The 16,276-nt window shown below is 73.3% G+C and carries 13 protein-coding genes and 1 pseudogene; 6 read left to right on the forward strand and 8 right to left on the reverse strand.

Going from position 1 to position 16,276, the window contains the following annotated elements; translation table 11 throughout:
* Nucleotides 1–28 precede the first annotated feature (28 nt).
* Nucleotides 29–391: an STAS domain-containing protein gene (locus ACFP3R_RS27915; RefSeq protein WP_380639985.1), complete on the forward strand. Its 363-nt coding sequence runs from the start codon at nucleotides 29–31 to the stop codon at nucleotides 389–391.
* 117 nt (nucleotides 392–508) lie between these two features.
* On the opposite strand, the gene ACFP3R_RS27920 is transcribed toward ACFP3R_RS27915, so the two are convergent.
* Both ACFP3R_RS27920 and ACFP3R_RS27925 read right to left on the reverse strand, forming a co-directional pair.
* Nucleotides 509–1,375 carry a nuclear transport factor 2 family protein gene (locus ACFP3R_RS27920; protein WP_380639987.1) on the reverse strand — a complete coding sequence of 289 codons (867 nt, stop codon included), beginning with the start codon at nucleotides 1,373–1,375 and terminating at the stop codon, nucleotides 509–511.
* Between the two features lie 488 nt (nucleotides 1,376–1,863).
* Nucleotides 1,864–3,924 carry a hypothetical protein gene (locus tag ACFP3R_RS27925; protein ID WP_380639989.1) on the reverse strand — a complete coding sequence of 687 codons (2,061 nt, stop codon included), beginning with the start codon at nucleotides 3,922–3,924 and terminating at the stop codon, nucleotides 1,864–1,866.
* A gap of 133 nt (nucleotides 3,925–4,057) precedes the next feature.
* On the opposite strand from ACFP3R_RS27925, the gene ACFP3R_RS27930 reads away from it, so the two are divergent.
* Nucleotides 4,058–5,101 carry a methyltransferase gene (locus tag ACFP3R_RS27930; RefSeq protein WP_380639991.1) on the forward strand — a complete coding sequence of 348 codons (1,044 nt, stop codon included), beginning with the start codon at nucleotides 4,058–4,060 and terminating at the stop codon, nucleotides 5,099–5,101.
* 159 nt (nucleotides 5,102–5,260) lie between these two features.
* On the opposite strand, the gene ACFP3R_RS27935 is transcribed toward ACFP3R_RS27930, so the two are convergent.
* From ACFP3R_RS27935 to ACFP3R_RS27960, 6 genes are all read right to left on the reverse strand, one after another.
* The gene (locus ACFP3R_RS27935) at nucleotides 5,261–6,160 is read right to left on the reverse strand and encodes a PRC and DUF2382 domain-containing protein (protein WP_380639993.1); all 900 of its coding nucleotides are present in this window, start codon (nucleotides 6,158–6,160) and stop codon (nucleotides 5,261–5,263) included.
* Nucleotides 6,161–6,288: 128 nt separating this feature from the next.
* Nucleotides 6,289–7,113: a mechanosensitive ion channel family protein gene (locus tag ACFP3R_RS27940; protein WP_380639995.1), complete on the reverse strand. Its 825-nt coding sequence runs from the start codon at nucleotides 7,111–7,113 to the stop codon at nucleotides 6,289–6,291.
* A 469-nt stretch (nucleotides 7,114–7,582) separates the two neighbouring features.
* The gene (locus tag ACFP3R_RS27945; protein ID WP_380640051.1) at nucleotides 7,583–8,290 is read right to left on the reverse strand and encodes an NPP1 family protein; all 708 of its coding nucleotides are present in this window, start codon (nucleotides 8,288–8,290) and stop codon (nucleotides 7,583–7,585) included.
* A gap of 262 nt (nucleotides 8,291–8,552) precedes the next feature.
* Nucleotides 8,553–10,478, reverse strand: coding sequence for a bifunctional aldolase/short-chain dehydrogenase (locus ACFP3R_RS27950; protein WP_380639997.1), 1,926 nt, complete (start codon nucleotides 10,476–10,478; stop codon nucleotides 8,553–8,555).
* The gene (gene mtnA, locus ACFP3R_RS27955) at nucleotides 10,459–11,409 is read right to left on the reverse strand and encodes an S-methyl-5-thioribose-1-phosphate isomerase (RefSeq protein WP_380639999.1); all 951 of its coding nucleotides are present in this window, start codon (nucleotides 11,407–11,409) and stop codon (nucleotides 10,459–10,461) included. The genes ACFP3R_RS27950 and mtnA overlap by 20 nt, the downstream gene beginning before the upstream one ends.
* A 121-nt stretch (nucleotides 11,410–11,530) precedes the next feature.
* On the reverse strand, nucleotides 11,531–12,280 hold the full coding sequence (locus tag ACFP3R_RS27960; protein ID WP_380640001.1) for a GH12 family glycosyl hydrolase domain-containing protein: 750 nt from the start codon (nucleotides 12,278–12,280) through the stop codon (nucleotides 11,531–11,533).
* Between the two features lie 369 nt (nucleotides 12,281–12,649).
* On the opposite strand from ACFP3R_RS27960, the gene ACFP3R_RS27965 reads away from it, so the two are divergent.
* The 4 genes and pseudogenes from ACFP3R_RS27965 to ACFP3R_RS27980 all read left to right on the forward strand — a co-directional run bounded on the left by ACFP3R_RS27965 (nucleotide 12,650) and on the right by ACFP3R_RS27980 (nucleotide 16,167).
* On the forward strand, nucleotides 12,650–12,811 hold the full coding sequence (locus ACFP3R_RS27965; RefSeq protein ID WP_380640003.1) for a hypothetical protein: 162 nt from the start codon (nucleotides 12,650–12,652) through the stop codon (nucleotides 12,809–12,811).
* Nucleotides 12,812–12,955: 144 nt separating this feature from the next.
* A complete protein-coding gene (locus ACFP3R_RS27970; RefSeq protein WP_380640005.1) occupies nucleotides 12,956–14,065 on the forward strand; it encodes a glycoside hydrolase family 53 protein in 1,110 nt (369 codons plus the stop codon).
* Between the two features lie 318 nt (nucleotides 14,066–14,383).
* Nucleotides 14,384–15,449, forward strand: a pseudogene (locus tag ACFP3R_RS27975) (terpene synthase family protein).
* A gap of 205 nt (nucleotides 15,450–15,654) precedes the next feature.
* The gene (locus ACFP3R_RS27980; protein ID WP_380640007.1) at nucleotides 15,655–16,167 is read left to right on the forward strand and encodes a hypothetical protein; all 513 of its coding nucleotides are present in this window, start codon (nucleotides 15,655–15,657) and stop codon (nucleotides 16,165–16,167) included.
* The last annotated feature ends 109 nt before the right edge of the window (nucleotides 16,168–16,276 follow it).

Consider the following 16,276-nt stretch of genomic DNA (forward strand, 5'->3'; position numbering starts at 1 on the left):
GGGGCATTTTCCCGTCGAAAGAACACCCGTGGCCGTCATCGGCGTCGATGACCGCGACGGCATCCCCGTGGTCTCGGTGGCCGGTGAGATCGACATGACCTGCGACGAGCCGATCCGCGCCGCGCTGACCGCGCAGTTCGACCGACGCCCCGCCGGACTGGTCCTCGACCTGACCGACGTCGGCTTCTTCGGCTCGACCGGGGTCCGCCTGGTGGTCGAGGCCACCACGTGGGCCCGGGACCAGGGGGTGGCCTTCGCCCTGGCTTCCACCCGGCGCGCGGTCCTGCGCACCCTGGACATCGCGCTGCCGGACGGGGTGGTCGACCTCCACCCCACCGTGCCGGACGCGATCAGGGCGTTGCGGACCGCGGGCGTGCCGGTGGCGCACTAGTCGAAACCCACCCGACCTGTCCCGGCCCCGCCGGGGCAGGTCACCACCCCGGTCGACATCGCGCGGCGGCACCGGGGCGCCCCCGGTGCCGCCGCGCACCGGAGGGGCACCCGGCGGTCACGGCTCCCGCCCGTCGGCCAGCTCCTCCAGCCCGGCCCGGTCGAGCAGGTCGAGCCGCGGCCCGTCCGGCGAGTCCGAGCGCTTGACCAGGCCCTTGCGCTCCAGGTGGCCCATCGTCTTGCGGAGCTTCTCGGTCGCCAGCGAGCCCTTGCCCTTGGCCGCGAACTCGTTCTTCTGCTCGGGCGCCAGGGTCGGCGCGACCGACTTCTTCCACACGGCCAGCAGCGCGGCGCGCGGCACCGACGCCTCGTCGCCCGCCACGTCCAGGACGATCCCCGCGAGCACGCGCCCGAGGTCGTCCTGCCGCTCCGCGTGTCGCCTGACCAGCTCCTCCACCGACGCGCGCCCCTCGCCGTCCGGCGTGCCCGGCACGTCGAGCGCGGTCAGCCTCGCCCACAGCGCCCGGTCGGCCGCGGTGGGCTCGCCCTCGCCCGCCAGCACGGCGCCGCGGTGGGCGTCGACGGCGGAGCCCAGGGCGAGCACCAGGTCCATCAGCTCGTCGCGGACGTCGTCGCCGCGCAGCCGCCGCGCCGCGGGCGCGATCAGCCGCTGGTGCTCGCGCACCAGCGTCTCGAAGTGGGCGGTCTTGGTGAACCGGTTGGCGTCCTCGGCCGCGTCGCGCTGGTACTCGGCCTGCGTGATCTCCCCCTCCAGCGCCCGCGCCCGCGCGGTCGCCCGCTCGGCCGTGCGGTGCGTGCGCGTCACGGTGATCCGGTCGAGCATCGCCCGCAGCACCCGCTCGGTCTGCTCGACGTAGGCGTCGGAGGCCAGCAGTCGCCACGTCTCGGGGTCTCGGCTGCGCAGCGCGTTGTTGACGTAGCGGTCAGCGGCGTGGTCGTCGTCGGGGGCGTAGGGCAGTGTCACGTGTCATTCCTCGGTAGTGGGTGCGGAAACGCCCGCACGGGGAAGCCGGCAGGGCCCGGACAAGGGTGCCCGGCGGGCTCGGGCGCGCGGTCGCCGGGTGGTGCGCGGCGCGCGGCGCGGCAGGTGGTACGGCCCGTGCCGCTGGTTGGACGGTGCGGCACCACGCGGCCCTCATCCGGGCTGTTCGCCCACTGTTCCGCACAACCCGCCCCGAGGTCGTCGCACCCGGGACGGCGGTGGACGCCTTCTCCCGGCCCGTTCCACCCACACCTCGCGGTCCACGCCCACCTCACCACCCCGGGCAACGGCGCGCACCACACCCACCTCATGGGAGATCCCCATCACCACCTCAGCCCTGCTGCCGCCTTCCGTCGCCTCCCCCGCGCGCCGACCGACGTGTACGGCCCCGGCGTCGCCGCGCGACCGGCGCTGCCGGCGCAGCTGCGCGACGGCCGCCTGCCGGTCGGGACCGCCACCGCGACGAACGCCTACCCGTCCCCGTGGGCCAGGTGCCGCTGGAGGTGGCTGTGCCGGAACTGGTAGACCGCGCCGGTCTGCCTGAGCACGCCGCGCCGGTGCGCGTCGTCGAGGAACCGCAGCAACCGCCACGGCAACCTGCCCCGCAACGCCCACCAGGCCAGGGACGCCGCGTACAGCACCGAGGCGTTGCCGATCACGTACCCGAGGCCAGCGCCCGAGCCGAAACCCGCGGCCGTGAGCACCGTGGTGGCCTCGACGGACCGGCCGTTCACGACCACGGCGAACAGCACCGGCAGCTGGAACGCCAGGACCCAGGCGAGCAGGGACACCGCGGACGACACCAGGTCACCGCGCAGCGACCGGCCGGGTCGGGGCACGCTGAACCCGTCCGGCGGCACGGTCAACCAGGTCCCGAGGCCGACGGCCCAGGCCACCACCAGGCCGAGGGCGGCCGGGATCCACCAGTCCCGGGGGTGCACAACCCCGTGCAGGACGAGCGCCGGGGCCGTCGTCGCCGCCGGGATCGCGAAACCGAGGGTCGCCCGGAACGCGATCGTCCGGCCGCGACCCAGGGCGCGCAGGGCGGTGCGGTGCGGCGGGCGGTCGGCCGACAACGCGATGGCGACCAGCAGCACCAGCCCCGCCGCCGCCACCACGACCTCGCCGGGAGGCCGGGGGTGCGAGTAGGTGAAGAACCAGAACGCCACCCCCAGCACCACCGGGGCCAGGAGCAGCCGGCGCCGCGGCACCCGTCGGCGCGCGATGCCGATCAGCCAGGTGAACGCGAAGCCGATGGCGAACCCGACCGGGAGGGACGAGCCCTCGGTGACCGCCGCCCAGCAGAGCGGGCCGGCGATCGCGGGCACCAGCACGAGGCGGGGGCGGGGCAGCCGCCACCAGGCGATGTCGCGGCCGGCGGGCCCGGTGGCGTGGCGGGCCAGGAAGCCCAGCCAGCGCCGAGCGCGGTCCGCCGGGTACCGCCCGGTGACCGACGGCAGCGGCGCGAGCCGGGGAGGCGGCGTCGGCTGGTCGCCGTAGACGGCGGGCACCAGGGCGTCGAGCAGGTGCCGCTCCACGTCGGCGGGATCGGCGAACCGCCGCACGTCGGCCAGCTCGCCGGGGTCGCGGTCGGGCCGGGTGTAGGCGGTGCGGGCGAGGTTGACCGCCAGCGGGGTGGACAGCGACCGCGTGACCACCGAGTCCGGCTCGGTGCGCAGCCGGTCGAGCACCGGGGCCCAGCGCCCGGCCGACTGCGGCGACGCGGTGGACAGGAACTCGGCCGCGTCGGCGGCGGCGACCGGCTCCAGCTCGACGACGGCGGCCGCGGGCAGCGCCGTGCCGGAGGCGCGCACCGCGGCCTCGTACTCGTCGCCGCGGCAGGTCAGCACCAGCGGGCGGCCCCGGCCGAACGCCCGGTGGACGCACTCCAGCGCCGGGGCGAGCAGGGCCTCCGGCAGCTCGTCCAGCCCGTCGAGCAGCGGCACGAGGCGCTGCTCGGCCACCAAGCGGCGCGCGGCGTGGCGGCCGTGGGCGCTCCGGTTGCGCAGGGCCGGGTAGTCGGTCTCCAACCGCCGGATGACCCAGTCCTCCAGGTGTTCGCCGTGCGGGTCCCACGACGAGGGGGAGAGCAGCACCGGCACGGGCTCGCCGGGCCCGCGCCGGGCGAGCAGGTCCAGGGTGAGCAGCAGCGCGGTGGCCGACTTCCCCGCGCCGGGTCCGCCGAGCAGCACCAGCCGCCGGTCCGCCAGGGAGGTGAACCGCCGGGTCAGGTCGTCGAGGTCACCGCCCTCGACGACGGGCGCGGTCGGGCAGGCGACCCGGCGGCGGGTGGGGGCCCAGCGCAGGCGCAGCGGCTCGGGCCGGCGCAGCGAGCGGACCGACGCCTCGGCCTCCCACTGCCGGCGCACCACGGCCGCCAGGCCGTCCGCGGTCCCGTCCAGGCCGGGACCCGCCCGGGGCGCCACGACGTCGCCGGCGACCACCCCGATCTGGAGGACCGTGCCCGCGTGGCCGTCGAACGCGTTGTGCACGGCTCGCACCCCGTGCCGCCCCCACCGGGGAACACCCATGACACCCCTCCCCTATCCTGATACCGACGGTACTCGTTTGATCACCAAGTGTTAACGAGCAGTCACGTTCGGGGCCGGTGAAACCCGAGCACGGCACTGGTGATCACTTTCGGTAATCGATACAGTGCCGTGGGTGACCAGCGCCGAGAACTCCCCGGGACCTGTCGCACCGCCGGCGGAAGCCGATCCCCGCTTCGCCCTGATGGACCTCGCGATGAGCTACCTGGTGCCCGCCGCCCTGCGCGCCGTCGCGGTGCTGGGCGTGGCCGACCACCTGACCGGGGGGCCGCGCCCGGTCGCGGACCTGGCGCGGGCGGTCGGCGCCCACCCGCTCAACCTGCGCCGGGCGCTGCGGCTGCTGGCCACGCACGGCATCTTCACCGAGGACGACGAGGGCCGGTTCGCGCTCACCCCCGCGGCCGAGCCGATGCGCACCGACGCGCCGTCGTCCTTCCGCGCGGCGATCCTGATGCTCACCGACGCGACGTTCTGGCGCCCCGCCGGCGAGCTGGAGGAGGCCGTGCGCACCGGGACCTCGCCGTTCGACCGGCTGTTCGGGATGCCGTTCTTCGACCACTTCGCCCGCGACCCCGGGACCGCGGCGGTCTTCCACGACGGCATGGCCTCGATGTCCGACCCGGAGAACCCCCTCGTCGCGCGGGCCCTCGACCTCCCGCCCGACGCCGTGGTGGTCGACGTGGGCGGCGGTCACGGCGGACTGCTGCTGGCCGTGCTGCGGGAGCACCCGGGCGCGCGCGGGGTGCTGTTCGACCAGCCGCACGTGCTCGAAGGGCACCGGCTCGGCGAACTCGGCGCGGAGGACCGCTGGGACCTCGTGGCGGGCGACTTCTTCGCCGAGGCCCCGCCCGGCGACACCTACCTGCTCAAGCGCATCCTGCACGACTGGGACGACGAGCACGCCCTGCGCGTACTGGAGCACTGCCGGCGGGCGATGTCCCCGCACGGCCGCGTCCTGGTCGCCGACGCGGTGGTCCCGCCCGGCAACGACCCCGACCCGGGCAAGGTCATCGACCTGCTCATGATGAGCTCGTTCACCGGGCGGGAACGCACCCGCGCCGACTTCGACGCCCTGTTCACCCGCGCCGGGCTCCGGCTGACCCGGGTGCTGCCCACCGACACCCGGCTGTCGGTCGTCGAGGGCGTCGCCGCGGTCTGAAGCTCGACGGCCGAGGCCGCGTAGGCCGGGACCCCGACCGCGATCGGCACGGTCGGGGTCCCGGTGTCGCCGGTCCGGGTCGGGTCGTGGGAAGGGAAGGTCGGACCTCAACCCGGCCGGTGCCCGGTCCGCCCCCCGCGGGGGGCGGCGGGAGCGGGTTCAGCGCGGGCTGCGACCGCCCTGGACGTCGCCGTCGGTGTCGATGCGCTCCTTGCGGACCTCACCGGCGACGGTCTCGGTGTCGGTGACCTGTTCCTTGGCCAGCCGCACGCGCTCGACCGGGACCGCCTCGGTGTCGACCACGGGGCGCTCCTCGTGCAGGGTCACCTCGTGCTCCTCCTCCGAGATGGTCGGCCCGGACAGGGCGGCGCCGCGGTTGGCCTCGGTGATCGGCTCGCGCTCGACCCGCACCTCCTCGCGCGTGACCGGCACGGCGACCTGCTCGGTCTCGGTGACCACGTACTTGCGCAGCCGGGCCCGCCCGGCCTCGTGCTGCTCGGTGCCCACCCGCAGGTGCTCCTCGGAGCGGGTCATCGCGTCGTCGGTGTTCGGACCGGAGGTGTCGTGGCCCGTGTCGGCGGCGGTGCGGCGGCCGGCGGCGGCGGTGGTGGCCTGGTGACCGGTGGCGGTCTGTCGGCCGGCATCGTTCTGCCTCCCGGCATCGTTCTGCCTCCCGGCGGCGGCCTGCCTCCCGGCGGCGGCCTGCTGCCCGGTGCCCGCCTGGTTCCCCGTGCCGCTGGTGAGGCCGTAGTGGCTGTAGAGGCGCCGCTCCTCGTCCGGGTCGAGGTGGTCGTCCGACGCCTCGACGTTGGGCGCGTCCTTGACCTGCTCCTTCGGGTAGGGGGTGCGCAGCTCGCCGTCCGGGCCCTCGGTCAGGCCGCGCACCGGCAGGAACGACTGCCGCAGCCCGAGCAGACCGGTCTTGACCGACACCCAGGTGGGCTCGCCGTCCTGGTCGTCGAACCACAACTGCTCGACACCGCCGATCTTCTCACCGGCGGGGTCGTGGACGTCGCGGCCGGTCCAGCGGGTGATGCGCTCGCGGATCGAGTTGGTCACGGTCGTTCTCCATTCGTCGCTGTCGTGCGCCCGCGGCTCGCGGAGGTGGTCCTGGGCGGAACCCGGACGCGCGGGTCGGCTGGTGGCCCGGGGGTCGGCCCCCGGGAGGTGTGCTCCTTCGGCCGCGGTCAGTAGCCGCGGGCGGGACCGTCGCCCCGGACCTGGCCCGCGGTCGTCTGCGGGGTCGGCACCTGCTGCGTGGGCGCGTCGGTCGTCGCGGTGCGCGCCACGTCCTCCTGGCCCCGCTGGTAAGCCTCGGCGTGGGCGCGGGCCTGCGGCACCTCCTGCTCGGCCCGGCTGAGCCACTGCTCCCAGCGCTGCTGCATCGGCCGGACCAGGCCGCCGCCGACACCGATGACCGCGATGCCGCCGACCGTGGCCAGCACGGTGATCAGCACCGGCATCGTCACGGTGGTGGCCACGCCGATCTGGTTGAGCGCGGCGATCACACCCAGGCCGATGATGAAGACCGAGGCGGTGGTGGCCACCACGCGGCCGTAGGACAGGCCGCCCAGGGCGTTGCCGACGAGGTCCTTGACCGCCCTGGCGACCGCCGCGGCCACCACGACGATGATGATCGCCACGGCCGCGCGGGGCAGCCAGGCCACGATGCCGGTCAGCAGCGTGGACACCGGGTTGGGGCCCCAGGCGCCGAAGGCGACCTGGAGCGTGATCAGCAGCACCGCGTAGTAGACGAGCTTGGCGATGATGTCGGAGGCGTCGTACTTCGAGCGGGCCAGGGCCTGCTTGACGCCGCCGCGTTCGACGACGCGGTCGAACCCGACGCGCTCCAGGACCTTGTCCACGGCCTTCGCCAGGAACTTGGCGATGAAGAAGCCGATCAGCAGGATCAGCAGGAAACCCACGAGCTTGGGCACGAAGGTGGCCACCGCGCGCCAGGCGTCGGAGATGCCCTGGCTGAGGTCGATGGCGGCCAGTGTCGTGGTCGACATGTCCGTTCTGGTCCTTCCCGTCGCCTACAGGCGGCCCCCGGCGCGTCCTCGACTCGGGATCGTCAGGGCCGGTCGCCCCATCGGCTACCCCGCTCGGGTGAGACGACACGCCCATTTGCCACATCACCCATAAGGTTCGCGACGAACAGTCCACAGCGGACACAGCGCTACGCACAGTGGCCGTTCGGCGGGGTTTGCGGGCGCGGCAACCCGATCAAGGGGTCAGGTTCCTCCGTCGCGCGACCGGACGTGGACGCGTTCACCGTCCAACCCGGACAGCACGAGCAGCACGAGCGGGTGGAGGTGCCGGGGTCGGGGTCGGGGCGTTGTCGGGTCGAGGAGCACCCCGGGTTCGTCACCGCGGAGCTGTCCCACCTTCGCGCGACCCCGGCCAGGTACGGCGGAACCCGGTCGTCGGGAGCGGACCGCTCCCGACGACCGGGTTCCGGGAATTCCGGTTACCGGTCGATCAGGCGTTCGGGTCGAACGGGATGCCGCTCGGCTTGGCCTGGGACAGGTTGTGGTTGAACGCGCCGTCCTTGATGGCCAGGCTCGCGCTGCCGAAGTTGGCGTTCACCAGGGTGTTCCGGATGCCGGCCGGGAAGTGGTCCCAGCTGACCAGGTCCGGGTACTGCCAGGTGCCGTAGTGGTTCTCCGGCGGCTCGGTGGAGCTCGCGATCCGGAAGCAGTGGGTGCTCAGGCCGTCCTTGTGGTAGACGATCTTCGGGTGCGTGCCCTCCCAGGAGACCTGGGAGCGGGGGTAGGTGGAGTAGTTGCCGTGCGCGGAGGTCGAGACGTACTGGGCCTGGTCGTTGCTGACCCACACGATGACGTGCTCGATGTCGTGGCGGTGGCCGCAGCAGTCGATGCCGGGGACGGCCTGGTCCTTCTCGAAGTAGAGGTCGTACAGGTAGGCGCACCAGTTGTTGTTGCACTTGGAGCGCGAGTACGAGTTGGTGTTGTCCAGGTCGGACTGGTCGCGGCAGTTGCCGTTGAGGGCGCCGGAGTTGTTCAGGCCCGTGGCGATCACGCCGGTCGGCGAGATGGCCGGGGTCGGGTAGCAGCCGTCGGTGTCGTAGTCGAACGCGGGCTGCCACTTGGCGTCGGCGGCGGCGGCGTTCCCGGGCAGCGCCTGCGGCGGCGCGGCCCAGGCGGCCCCGGGGACGAGGACGGCCATCAGGGTGGCGCCCAGGAGGGCGGTGAGCAGTCTCAGGGCGGTGCGGGAGGTGGTGCGGGAGGTGGTGCGGGTCCGGTCCGTCGTTCGGGCGGTCACGGCGACCATGCTCTCCATCCGGGGTCGAGCGGCAGGGACGTTCAGCGCCGGCCGGTGTTCGCGGAGATCATCCGGCCGGTGACGAGGTTCCCGATCCTGGCCCTCCGCCGTCAACCCGCCGATGGTCGCGCCGGGGCGAACAGCCGGCGAACAGCGGGGGATCGGTCTACACCACCCGCTCGTTGCCGCCGTCGACCGGCACCTGGGCGCCGGTGGTGCAGGCGAAGGTGTCCGAGCACATCTCCGCGACCACCCTGCCGACCGCCGCGCTGGTGATCTCCGCGCCCAGCAGGTTCCGCCGCTTGTACGCCTCGACGTCGAGGCCGTAGTGCGCGGCGCGCTGGGCCAGCACCTCCTCGGTCCACAGACCGGTGTCGAAGACCGCGTCGGGGTGCACCGCGTTGACCCGGATGCCGTCGGCCGCCCACTCCAGGGCCGCGACCCTGGTCAGCTGGGTGACCGCGGCCTTGGACGCGGAGTACGCGGCGGCGCCCGGTCCCGGCGCGGGGACGTTCTTCGAGGCGATGACCACGACCCGGCCGCCGCGCGGCGCGAGTTCGAGGAACGGGTGCGCCGTGCGGAACAGCACGGCCGTGGAGTCGGCGTTGACCGCCATGGTGCGTCGCCAGGTGTCCGGGTCGAGCTCCGCGATGGGCGTGTTGCCGGGGAACACGCCGGCGGAGGCGACGAGCACGTCCACCCCGCCGAACCGCTCGACGCCGCGTTCCACCGCGGCCCGCACCGCGGCGGTGTCGGTGACGTCGACCCGCAGGCCCAGGTAGTCGGTACGGCTTCCCGTAGGGGTGAGGTCCAGGCCGATGACGCTCGCGCCCCTGGCGCGCAGCGCGTCGGCGCAGGCCCGGCCGATGCCCGACGCGGCGCCGGTGACGAGGGCGACCTCGCCGGTGAACTCGGCCGGCGGCCCCGCCAACCGGAGCTTGGCCTGCTCCAGCTCCCAGTACTCCATCTCGAACAGGTCGCGCGGCGGCAGGGCGCGGTACCCGCCCAGTTCCTCGGCCCGCTCCAGGATGTCGATGGTGTGCGCGTAGATGTCGCGGGCGATGTCGGCGTCCCGCGCCCGCCGGCCGATCGTGAGCATCCCCAGCTCGGGGTCGAGCACGACGCGGGGCGCCGGGTCGAGCATGGTCAGGCCCGGTCGCGCGTGCCGCTCGAAGTAGCGGCGGTACTCGGCCGCGTAGCCCTCCACGTCCCGGCCGACCAGGGGCACCCGCTTGGTGCGGATGACGTGGTCGGGGGTGGCCGGGCCCCGCCCCGCGAGGTCGGCGAGGTCGGGCCTGGCCACGAAGGCCGCAATGGCCGGGTCGGTGTGCCGGGTGACGATCACCGGGTGGCCCGCGGCCTCGGAAATCCGCCGGCGGAGGGCGGCGAGGTCCCGGGGGTCGACGCGGGGCAGGGGCGCGGCGGGCGCGCGGGTCGGCCGGTGCCGCGCCAGGTGCGCCTCGGCGGCGCTGACCAGCTCGACGTGCCGGGCGTACGCCTCCTCGGTGTCCTCGCCGAAGGTGACCAGGCCGTGGTTCATCAGGACCACGCCGATGGTGCGCTCGCCGGCGTGCCGGGGGAACAGCTCGGCGCACTCCTTGGCCAGCGCGAAGCCCGGCATCACGTAGGGGACGACCACGACGCGGTCGCCGAAGACCTCCTCGACCAGGGGTTCGCGCAGGTTGGTCAGGGTGATCACGGCGTCGGCGTGGGTGTGCAGGACGGCGGGGTGCGGCAGGACCGCGTGCAGGAGGGTCTCCACGCTCGGGTCCGGCGCGCCCGCGTCGAGCAGGGCGCACCGCAGTTCGTTCATCATCCGGTCGTCGGGCAGGCTCGGCACGGTCAGCAGCTCGCGCAGGCGCTCCAGCCGCAGGGGCGCGAACCCGGCCCGCTCGATGTCGGCCAGGTCCCAGCCGCTGCCCTTGACGTGCAGCACGTCCACCCGGCGGCCGGTGAGGTCGGTGACGACCGCCTTGACCGAGGTGTTGCCGCCGCCGTGCAGGACGAGGTCCGGTTCGCGGCCGAGCAGCCGGGAACCGTACGCGCAGGCGTCGAGGGGGTCGGTGTGCGTTTCAGCCCAGCGGTTTTCCACGAATCGTCCGCTCGTCGGTGATGATGGCCGTGACCAGGTCGGCCGGGGTGACGTCGAAGGCGTAGTTCAGCGCTCTGGTCGGGTGGTCGCCGACGATTTCGGCGGGGTCGCGGATTTCGATGTCGACCCCCGCGCCGTCGGGGGTGGCGGGGTCGATCGTGGATTCGGGGGCGGCGACGAGGAAGGGGATGCCGGCCCTGGCCGCGGCGAGGGCCAGCGGGTAGGTGCCGATCTTGTTGACCACGTCGCCGTTGGCCGCGATGCGGTCCGCGCCGACCACGACGGCGTCGGCCAGGCCGCGGGCGATCACGGTGGGTCCCGCCGAGTCGACCACCACGGTGTGCTCGACACCCATCCGGGCGAGTTCCCACGCGGTCAGCCGACTGCCCTGGAGCAGCGGCCTGGTCTCGTCGACGTAGACGTGGCCCAGGGCTTCGGCGTCCCGCAGCGCGCGGACCACGCCGAGGGCGGTGCCCCACTCGACGCAGGCCAGCGCGCCGGCGTTGCAGTGGGTCTGCACGTTGACCGGTCCGCCGAGCCGGTCGAGGAGCCACCGCGCGCCCCTGAGCCCGAGGTCGCGGTTGCGGCGGACGTCGTCCTCCAGGACGTGGACGGCCTCGGCGACCACCGCGTCCAGGCCCTCGTCCAGCCGGGCCAGCACCCGGTCGACGCCCCAGGCCAGGTTGACCGCCGTGGGGCGGGCGGCCCGCAGCCGGGCGGCCTGGGCGCGCACGTCCCCGCCGCCGCACGCGGCCAGCGCCACGCCCAGCGCGCCGGCCACGCCGAGTGCGGGCGCGCCGCGGACGGCCAACCGGCGGATGGCGTGGACGAGCTGGTCGACGGTGTCGATGCGCAGGGTCGTCAGCTCGCCGGGGAGCAGGGTCTGGTCGATCGCGATGATCCGGCCGTCCGCCCAGTCGATCGTCCGCATGGCCCGAGTGTGCCGAGCACCGCCCGCCCGGGGAAGCGGGCGACCCGAACGGACGATCACGGCGCGGGGTGCGCCCTGGCGGTCGGGCGCACCCCGGCGTGCGGTCGTCGGCGGGGTGCGGTTACCCGCTGACGGAGGCCGAGAAGTTGTCGACCGCCAGCCCGGTGCCGCCGTTCCACGGCTCGAACCCGGCCTGGATGCTGGTCAGGTACCACGAGGTGGTGATGGCGCCGCGGTTGCGCACGTCGTTGATGAAGTCGAGCACGTTGAACGACCACGACGTGATGGGCGAGGGCGCGACGTAGGAGATCACGTTGTTGCCGCCGTTGTTGCCGCGCCACACCTGCCAGGTGCGGCCGCCGACGGTGGCGTTGCCCACGGCGCTGCCGATCGGCTGGATGGAGCCCTGGCGGTTGAACCAGATCATGATCTCCATCTGGTTCACCCCGGTGGTCTTGGGCGTGGGGTCGAGCCAGATGTCGTAGGAGGCGTTGTAGGTGCCGCCCACGTACCGGTAGTTGATCGACGAGGTCGCGCTGCGGATGCGGCTGACCTGCATGGGCAGGTTCGACCCCGGCGAGCAGTTGCCGTAGTGGCAGCCCAGGTACACCGACGGGTAGGACAGGGGCGCGCCGTTGGTCGGCGCCGAGCCCTGCTGCTGCGTGATCTGGAACCCGGTCGAGGTGACGTTGATGCACTGGTTGGCCGAGGAACCCCACCGGTTGTTCTGGACCACGTAGCGGCCCTGGATGGTGGTCGTCCCGTACTGCTGGCAGATCGTCACGTCGGCCTGGGCCGGGCCGGCGGCGGCCACGACCGCGCTCGCGGCCAGCAGGCCGGTCAGCGCGAGGGCCCGGAGGGTGCTTCGCATGGAACTCCTCTCGAAGGTTCCGCGGCGGCGATGGCGCAGAGCGCTCTGGGAGCGCTCCCAAGGTAACGCGGGTACCCGTCCTCCGCACAGGCCAATCCGGTGACGTGCGCTCCCCCGTCCGTGGTCCCGCCGCGGAACGGCCGTCCGGGCAGGCCGGCGGGGGTCCCCGTCCCGCCGCGGGACAACGCCGCGTGTCGGTTCTTCGACACCGCGTGACCGGGCGGTTTTGACTGGGGCGATCCGGCGCCGCGGGGCGCCGAAATCCCACCGGCGGTGAAGCGCGTTTCACCACACCCCCCACCCACGTGGCGGGAGGGTGTCCCCGGAATGCCGTCCGCCGTCCGCGGGGAACCGATCGAGAGGAAGCCAGTGCGATTCACCCGTGCGCTCTCCGCCGCATTCCTGGTGTTGGCCGCGCTCACCGCGGTCGGCGCCGGGCAGGCCGGCGCGCAGCCCCTTCCCGCGGCGCGGATCGGCATCGCCCAGGTCGGGGAGAACTGCGCGAACATCGGCAACCACGTCTGCTGCTGAGGTTCGGGGCGGCCCTGTGCACGCTCCCACCCGGTTCGGTCCGCTCCGGCCTTGATTCGGGTCCGCATCTGCGCTTCCCTTGTTGTGCACGTTCACAACACGAGTCCGCCGCAGGCCACCGCACCCTCGATCGAAGGAGATCGGATGTCCGGACCGAACCGGGCGGCCAGGGCCGCCCTCGCCCTGGCGGCCGCCGTGCTCCCGTTGACCGCGATCACCCCGACCGTCTCCGCGGCCGGCTCCCTGACCATGCTCGGGGCCGACGTCTCGACCGCGCAACGCGCCCTGGAGCTCGGCGCGAGGTACTACGACGCGTCCGGCACCGCCCGGGACCCGCTCGACATCCTCAAGGGCGTGGGCGTCAACTACGTCCGCCTGCGCGTCTGGAACAACCCGCGCAGTGGCTACAACAACAAGGCGAAGGTCCTGGCCTACGCCAGGACCGTGAAGGCCAAGGGCCTCAAGCTGCTGATCGACTTCCACTACTCCGACACCTGGGCCGACCCCGGCAAGCAGTACAAGCCGGCCGCCTGGTCGGGCCACGACATCGGCCGGTTGCAGACCGACGTCTACAACTACACCCACGAGGTGTGCAGCGGCCTCAAGGCGCAGGGCACCACGCCCGACAGCGTGCAGATCGGCAACGAGATCAACGTCGGGATGCTCTGGAACGAGGGCAAGGTGGTCAACAACGACTTCACCAACCTCAGCCTCCTGCTCAAGGCCGGCTACAACGCCACCAAGGCGTGCAACGGCGGCACCAAGGTCATGATCCACACGGCGAACGCCGACAGCCTCGACCACGCCCGCTGGTTCTACGACGGGATCAGGGCCAAGGGCGTGCCCTGGGACATCACCGCGCTGTCCTACTACTGCTCGTGGCACGGCACGCTGGCCAACCTCCACACCGTCATCACCGACGTGCGCTCCCGCTACGGCAAGGACGTCGTGCTCGCCGAGACGGCGTACCCCTTCACCGGCCAGAACGCCGACGGCACGGGCAACTCCGTCACCTCCGGCTGCGCGGACTACCCGCTGACGTGGGCGGGACAGGCCACGAACTTCGCCCACGTGCAGAACACGGCGCGCAACGCGGGCGCCATCGGCGTCTTCTACTGGGAGCCGACCTGGTACGCGGTCCCCGGCAACGGCTGGGACCCGGCCGACATCAACGGCAGCGGCAACGGCTGGGACAACATGGCGGTCTTCGACTGGTCCGGCCGCCTCAACCCGAACGTCCGCTGGACCCCCTGACGCCGACCCGGTGGGCGGGGACCGGGCGCCGGTCCCCGCCCACCTACCGCGCTCCCGCTGCTCAGCCTGCACCGTGACCTGCGACGTCACGACGAAAACGGCTCGGTGTCGCAGCACTGCCGCACTTCGATTCCCCACCTCCCGCGGATCACCCGTCAGGGTCGTCGGTCCGCCTCCGCGCGGACAGCGCCGTGGTCGGAGGTGTCGGCAGGAGGGCCGTTCCATCCGCAGTCGCGCGATCGGGCACCTCGTCGGCCGTTGCTTTCCTCGACCCTTCTCAGTGATCCTGGCTCTGCCGACCAGGGGAGGGTGGAGCGGGTGGACGGATCGGCCGCACCGCAGGAGACCGCGTTCCACATCCCGTTTCCCCGCGCGGTCAGCCCCGACGTGCCCGCGGTGCACCCGGACTCGATGGCGTGGTTGCGCCGGCACGGGATGCTCCGGAGCGACGCGGCCTCACGACGGGTGGAGGGGTGGCGGCTCACCGAACTGGCCGGCCGCTTCTTCCCCGAGGCCCGTGGTGAGGACCTGCGCCTGGGCGCGGACGCCATGGGGTTCTTCTTCCTGTTCGACGACCAGTTCGACCACCCCGGTGGGCTGCGGCCCGAGGTGGTCGCGGTCAGCAAGGAGTTGCTGCGCCTGACGTCCCTGCCCGCCGGTCCCGCGCCCGTGGGGGCCGGCCCCGTGGTCACGGCGTGGGCGGATCTCTGGGAGCGTTCCTGCCGGGGGATGTCACCGGCGTGGCGGGTCAGGGCGGCCCGCGAGTGGCGGCGGTACTTCACCGGGAACCTGGAGGAGTCCGTCGCGCGGGAGGACGTGCCCGGCGAGTCCGTGGAGGACTACCTCCGGTTGCGCGCGCTGACCATCGGCACCGCGCCCGTGTACGACCTGTGCGAACGCACCCAGCACTTCGAGATCCCGGACGAGGTCCTGGACAGCCACCACGTCCAGGCTTTGCGAGACCTGGCCACCGAGGTGGTCGTCCTGTGCAACGACGTGGCCTCCACGGTCAAGGAGAGCGCCCGCGGCGACACCCTCAACGCCGTGCTCTTCCTCGAACAGCACCACGGATCGGAGCGTGGACGGGCTGTCGCGCGTCCGGCGCATGGTCGAAGACCGCCTCGTCGCCTTCCGGCGACTGTGCGGCCGCACCTCCCGGACGTGTGCGGCACTCGACCTCACCGCCGAGCAGTGCGATCTGGTCGACCGCTACGTGCGCACGGCCCTGATGTCGGTGGTGCGCGGCAACCACGACTGGCAACGGCGGAGCGCGCGCTTCTCGGTCGACGACGCCCGCCCCGGAACCCTGCCCGGTTACCTCGACGACCTCGTCGGGGACTCCCGGGTCGTCGGACCACCCCTCGACGCCGCGGACGGTTCGTGACACCGCCTTCGTGCCGCACCGGCCCCCGACTGCCCCGAACCCGGTTCCCAGCGCCGCTTCCGGTGACCGCTACTCGTTCGGCCGCTTGCTGTCGATCACGATGAGTACACAAGCTGTCACTGTCGATCTTATGCCCGCTTGGAGGCAGGTGCACATGTCGAGACGTCTCGGGATGACCACGCGGAACCGGGCCAGGGTCTGGGCAGTGACCGCCGCGTCCATCATCTCGTTGGGTCCGGCCACCGCGGTCGCGCCGCCCGCGGCGGCCGCGGTCGCCGATCTGACCTGCACCATCAACGTCCAGCTCAGCTTCAGCCCGGCGATGACCGCCGTGCAGACCACGGCGTCGGTGGTGGCCGTCGCCGGCCTGTCGAACTGCACGTCCCCGAACGGCTCCCACCCGCAACTGGCGGGCGGCGTGGCGACCCCCGTCACCGGCACCGCGACCAGCCTCGGCGGCGTGCCGTGCAACCTGCTGCTCACCCTCACCGGCTCGGGCGTCATCGAGTGGTCCCCCGGCGACGAGGGGACCACGTTCGACTTCACGGTCCGCACCAACGTGCTCGACGGCACCGTGCAGTTGACCACCTGGCAGACCGGCGGCACGCTGGCCGGCACCACCTCGCAGACGGTCGGTGTGGCCAACCCCAACCTCGACTGCCTGTTCAACGGCCTGTCCGGCCTGGCCGTGCCCGTCGCACTGACGACCTTCCTCTGACCCGTACCCGGGGCCGGGCGGGTCGTGTCGACTGGATCGGCCACGGTTGGACCGGCTCGCCGAAGCCTTGGAGCGCGGTCCCGCCGCGCACGGGTTGGGCGACGACCAG

The sequence above is a fragment of the Saccharothrix lopnurensis genome, assembly GCF_042658445.1.
Classification (GTDB): Bacteria; Actinomycetota; Actinomycetes; order Mycobacteriales; family Pseudonocardiaceae; genus Actinosynnema; species Actinosynnema lopnurensis.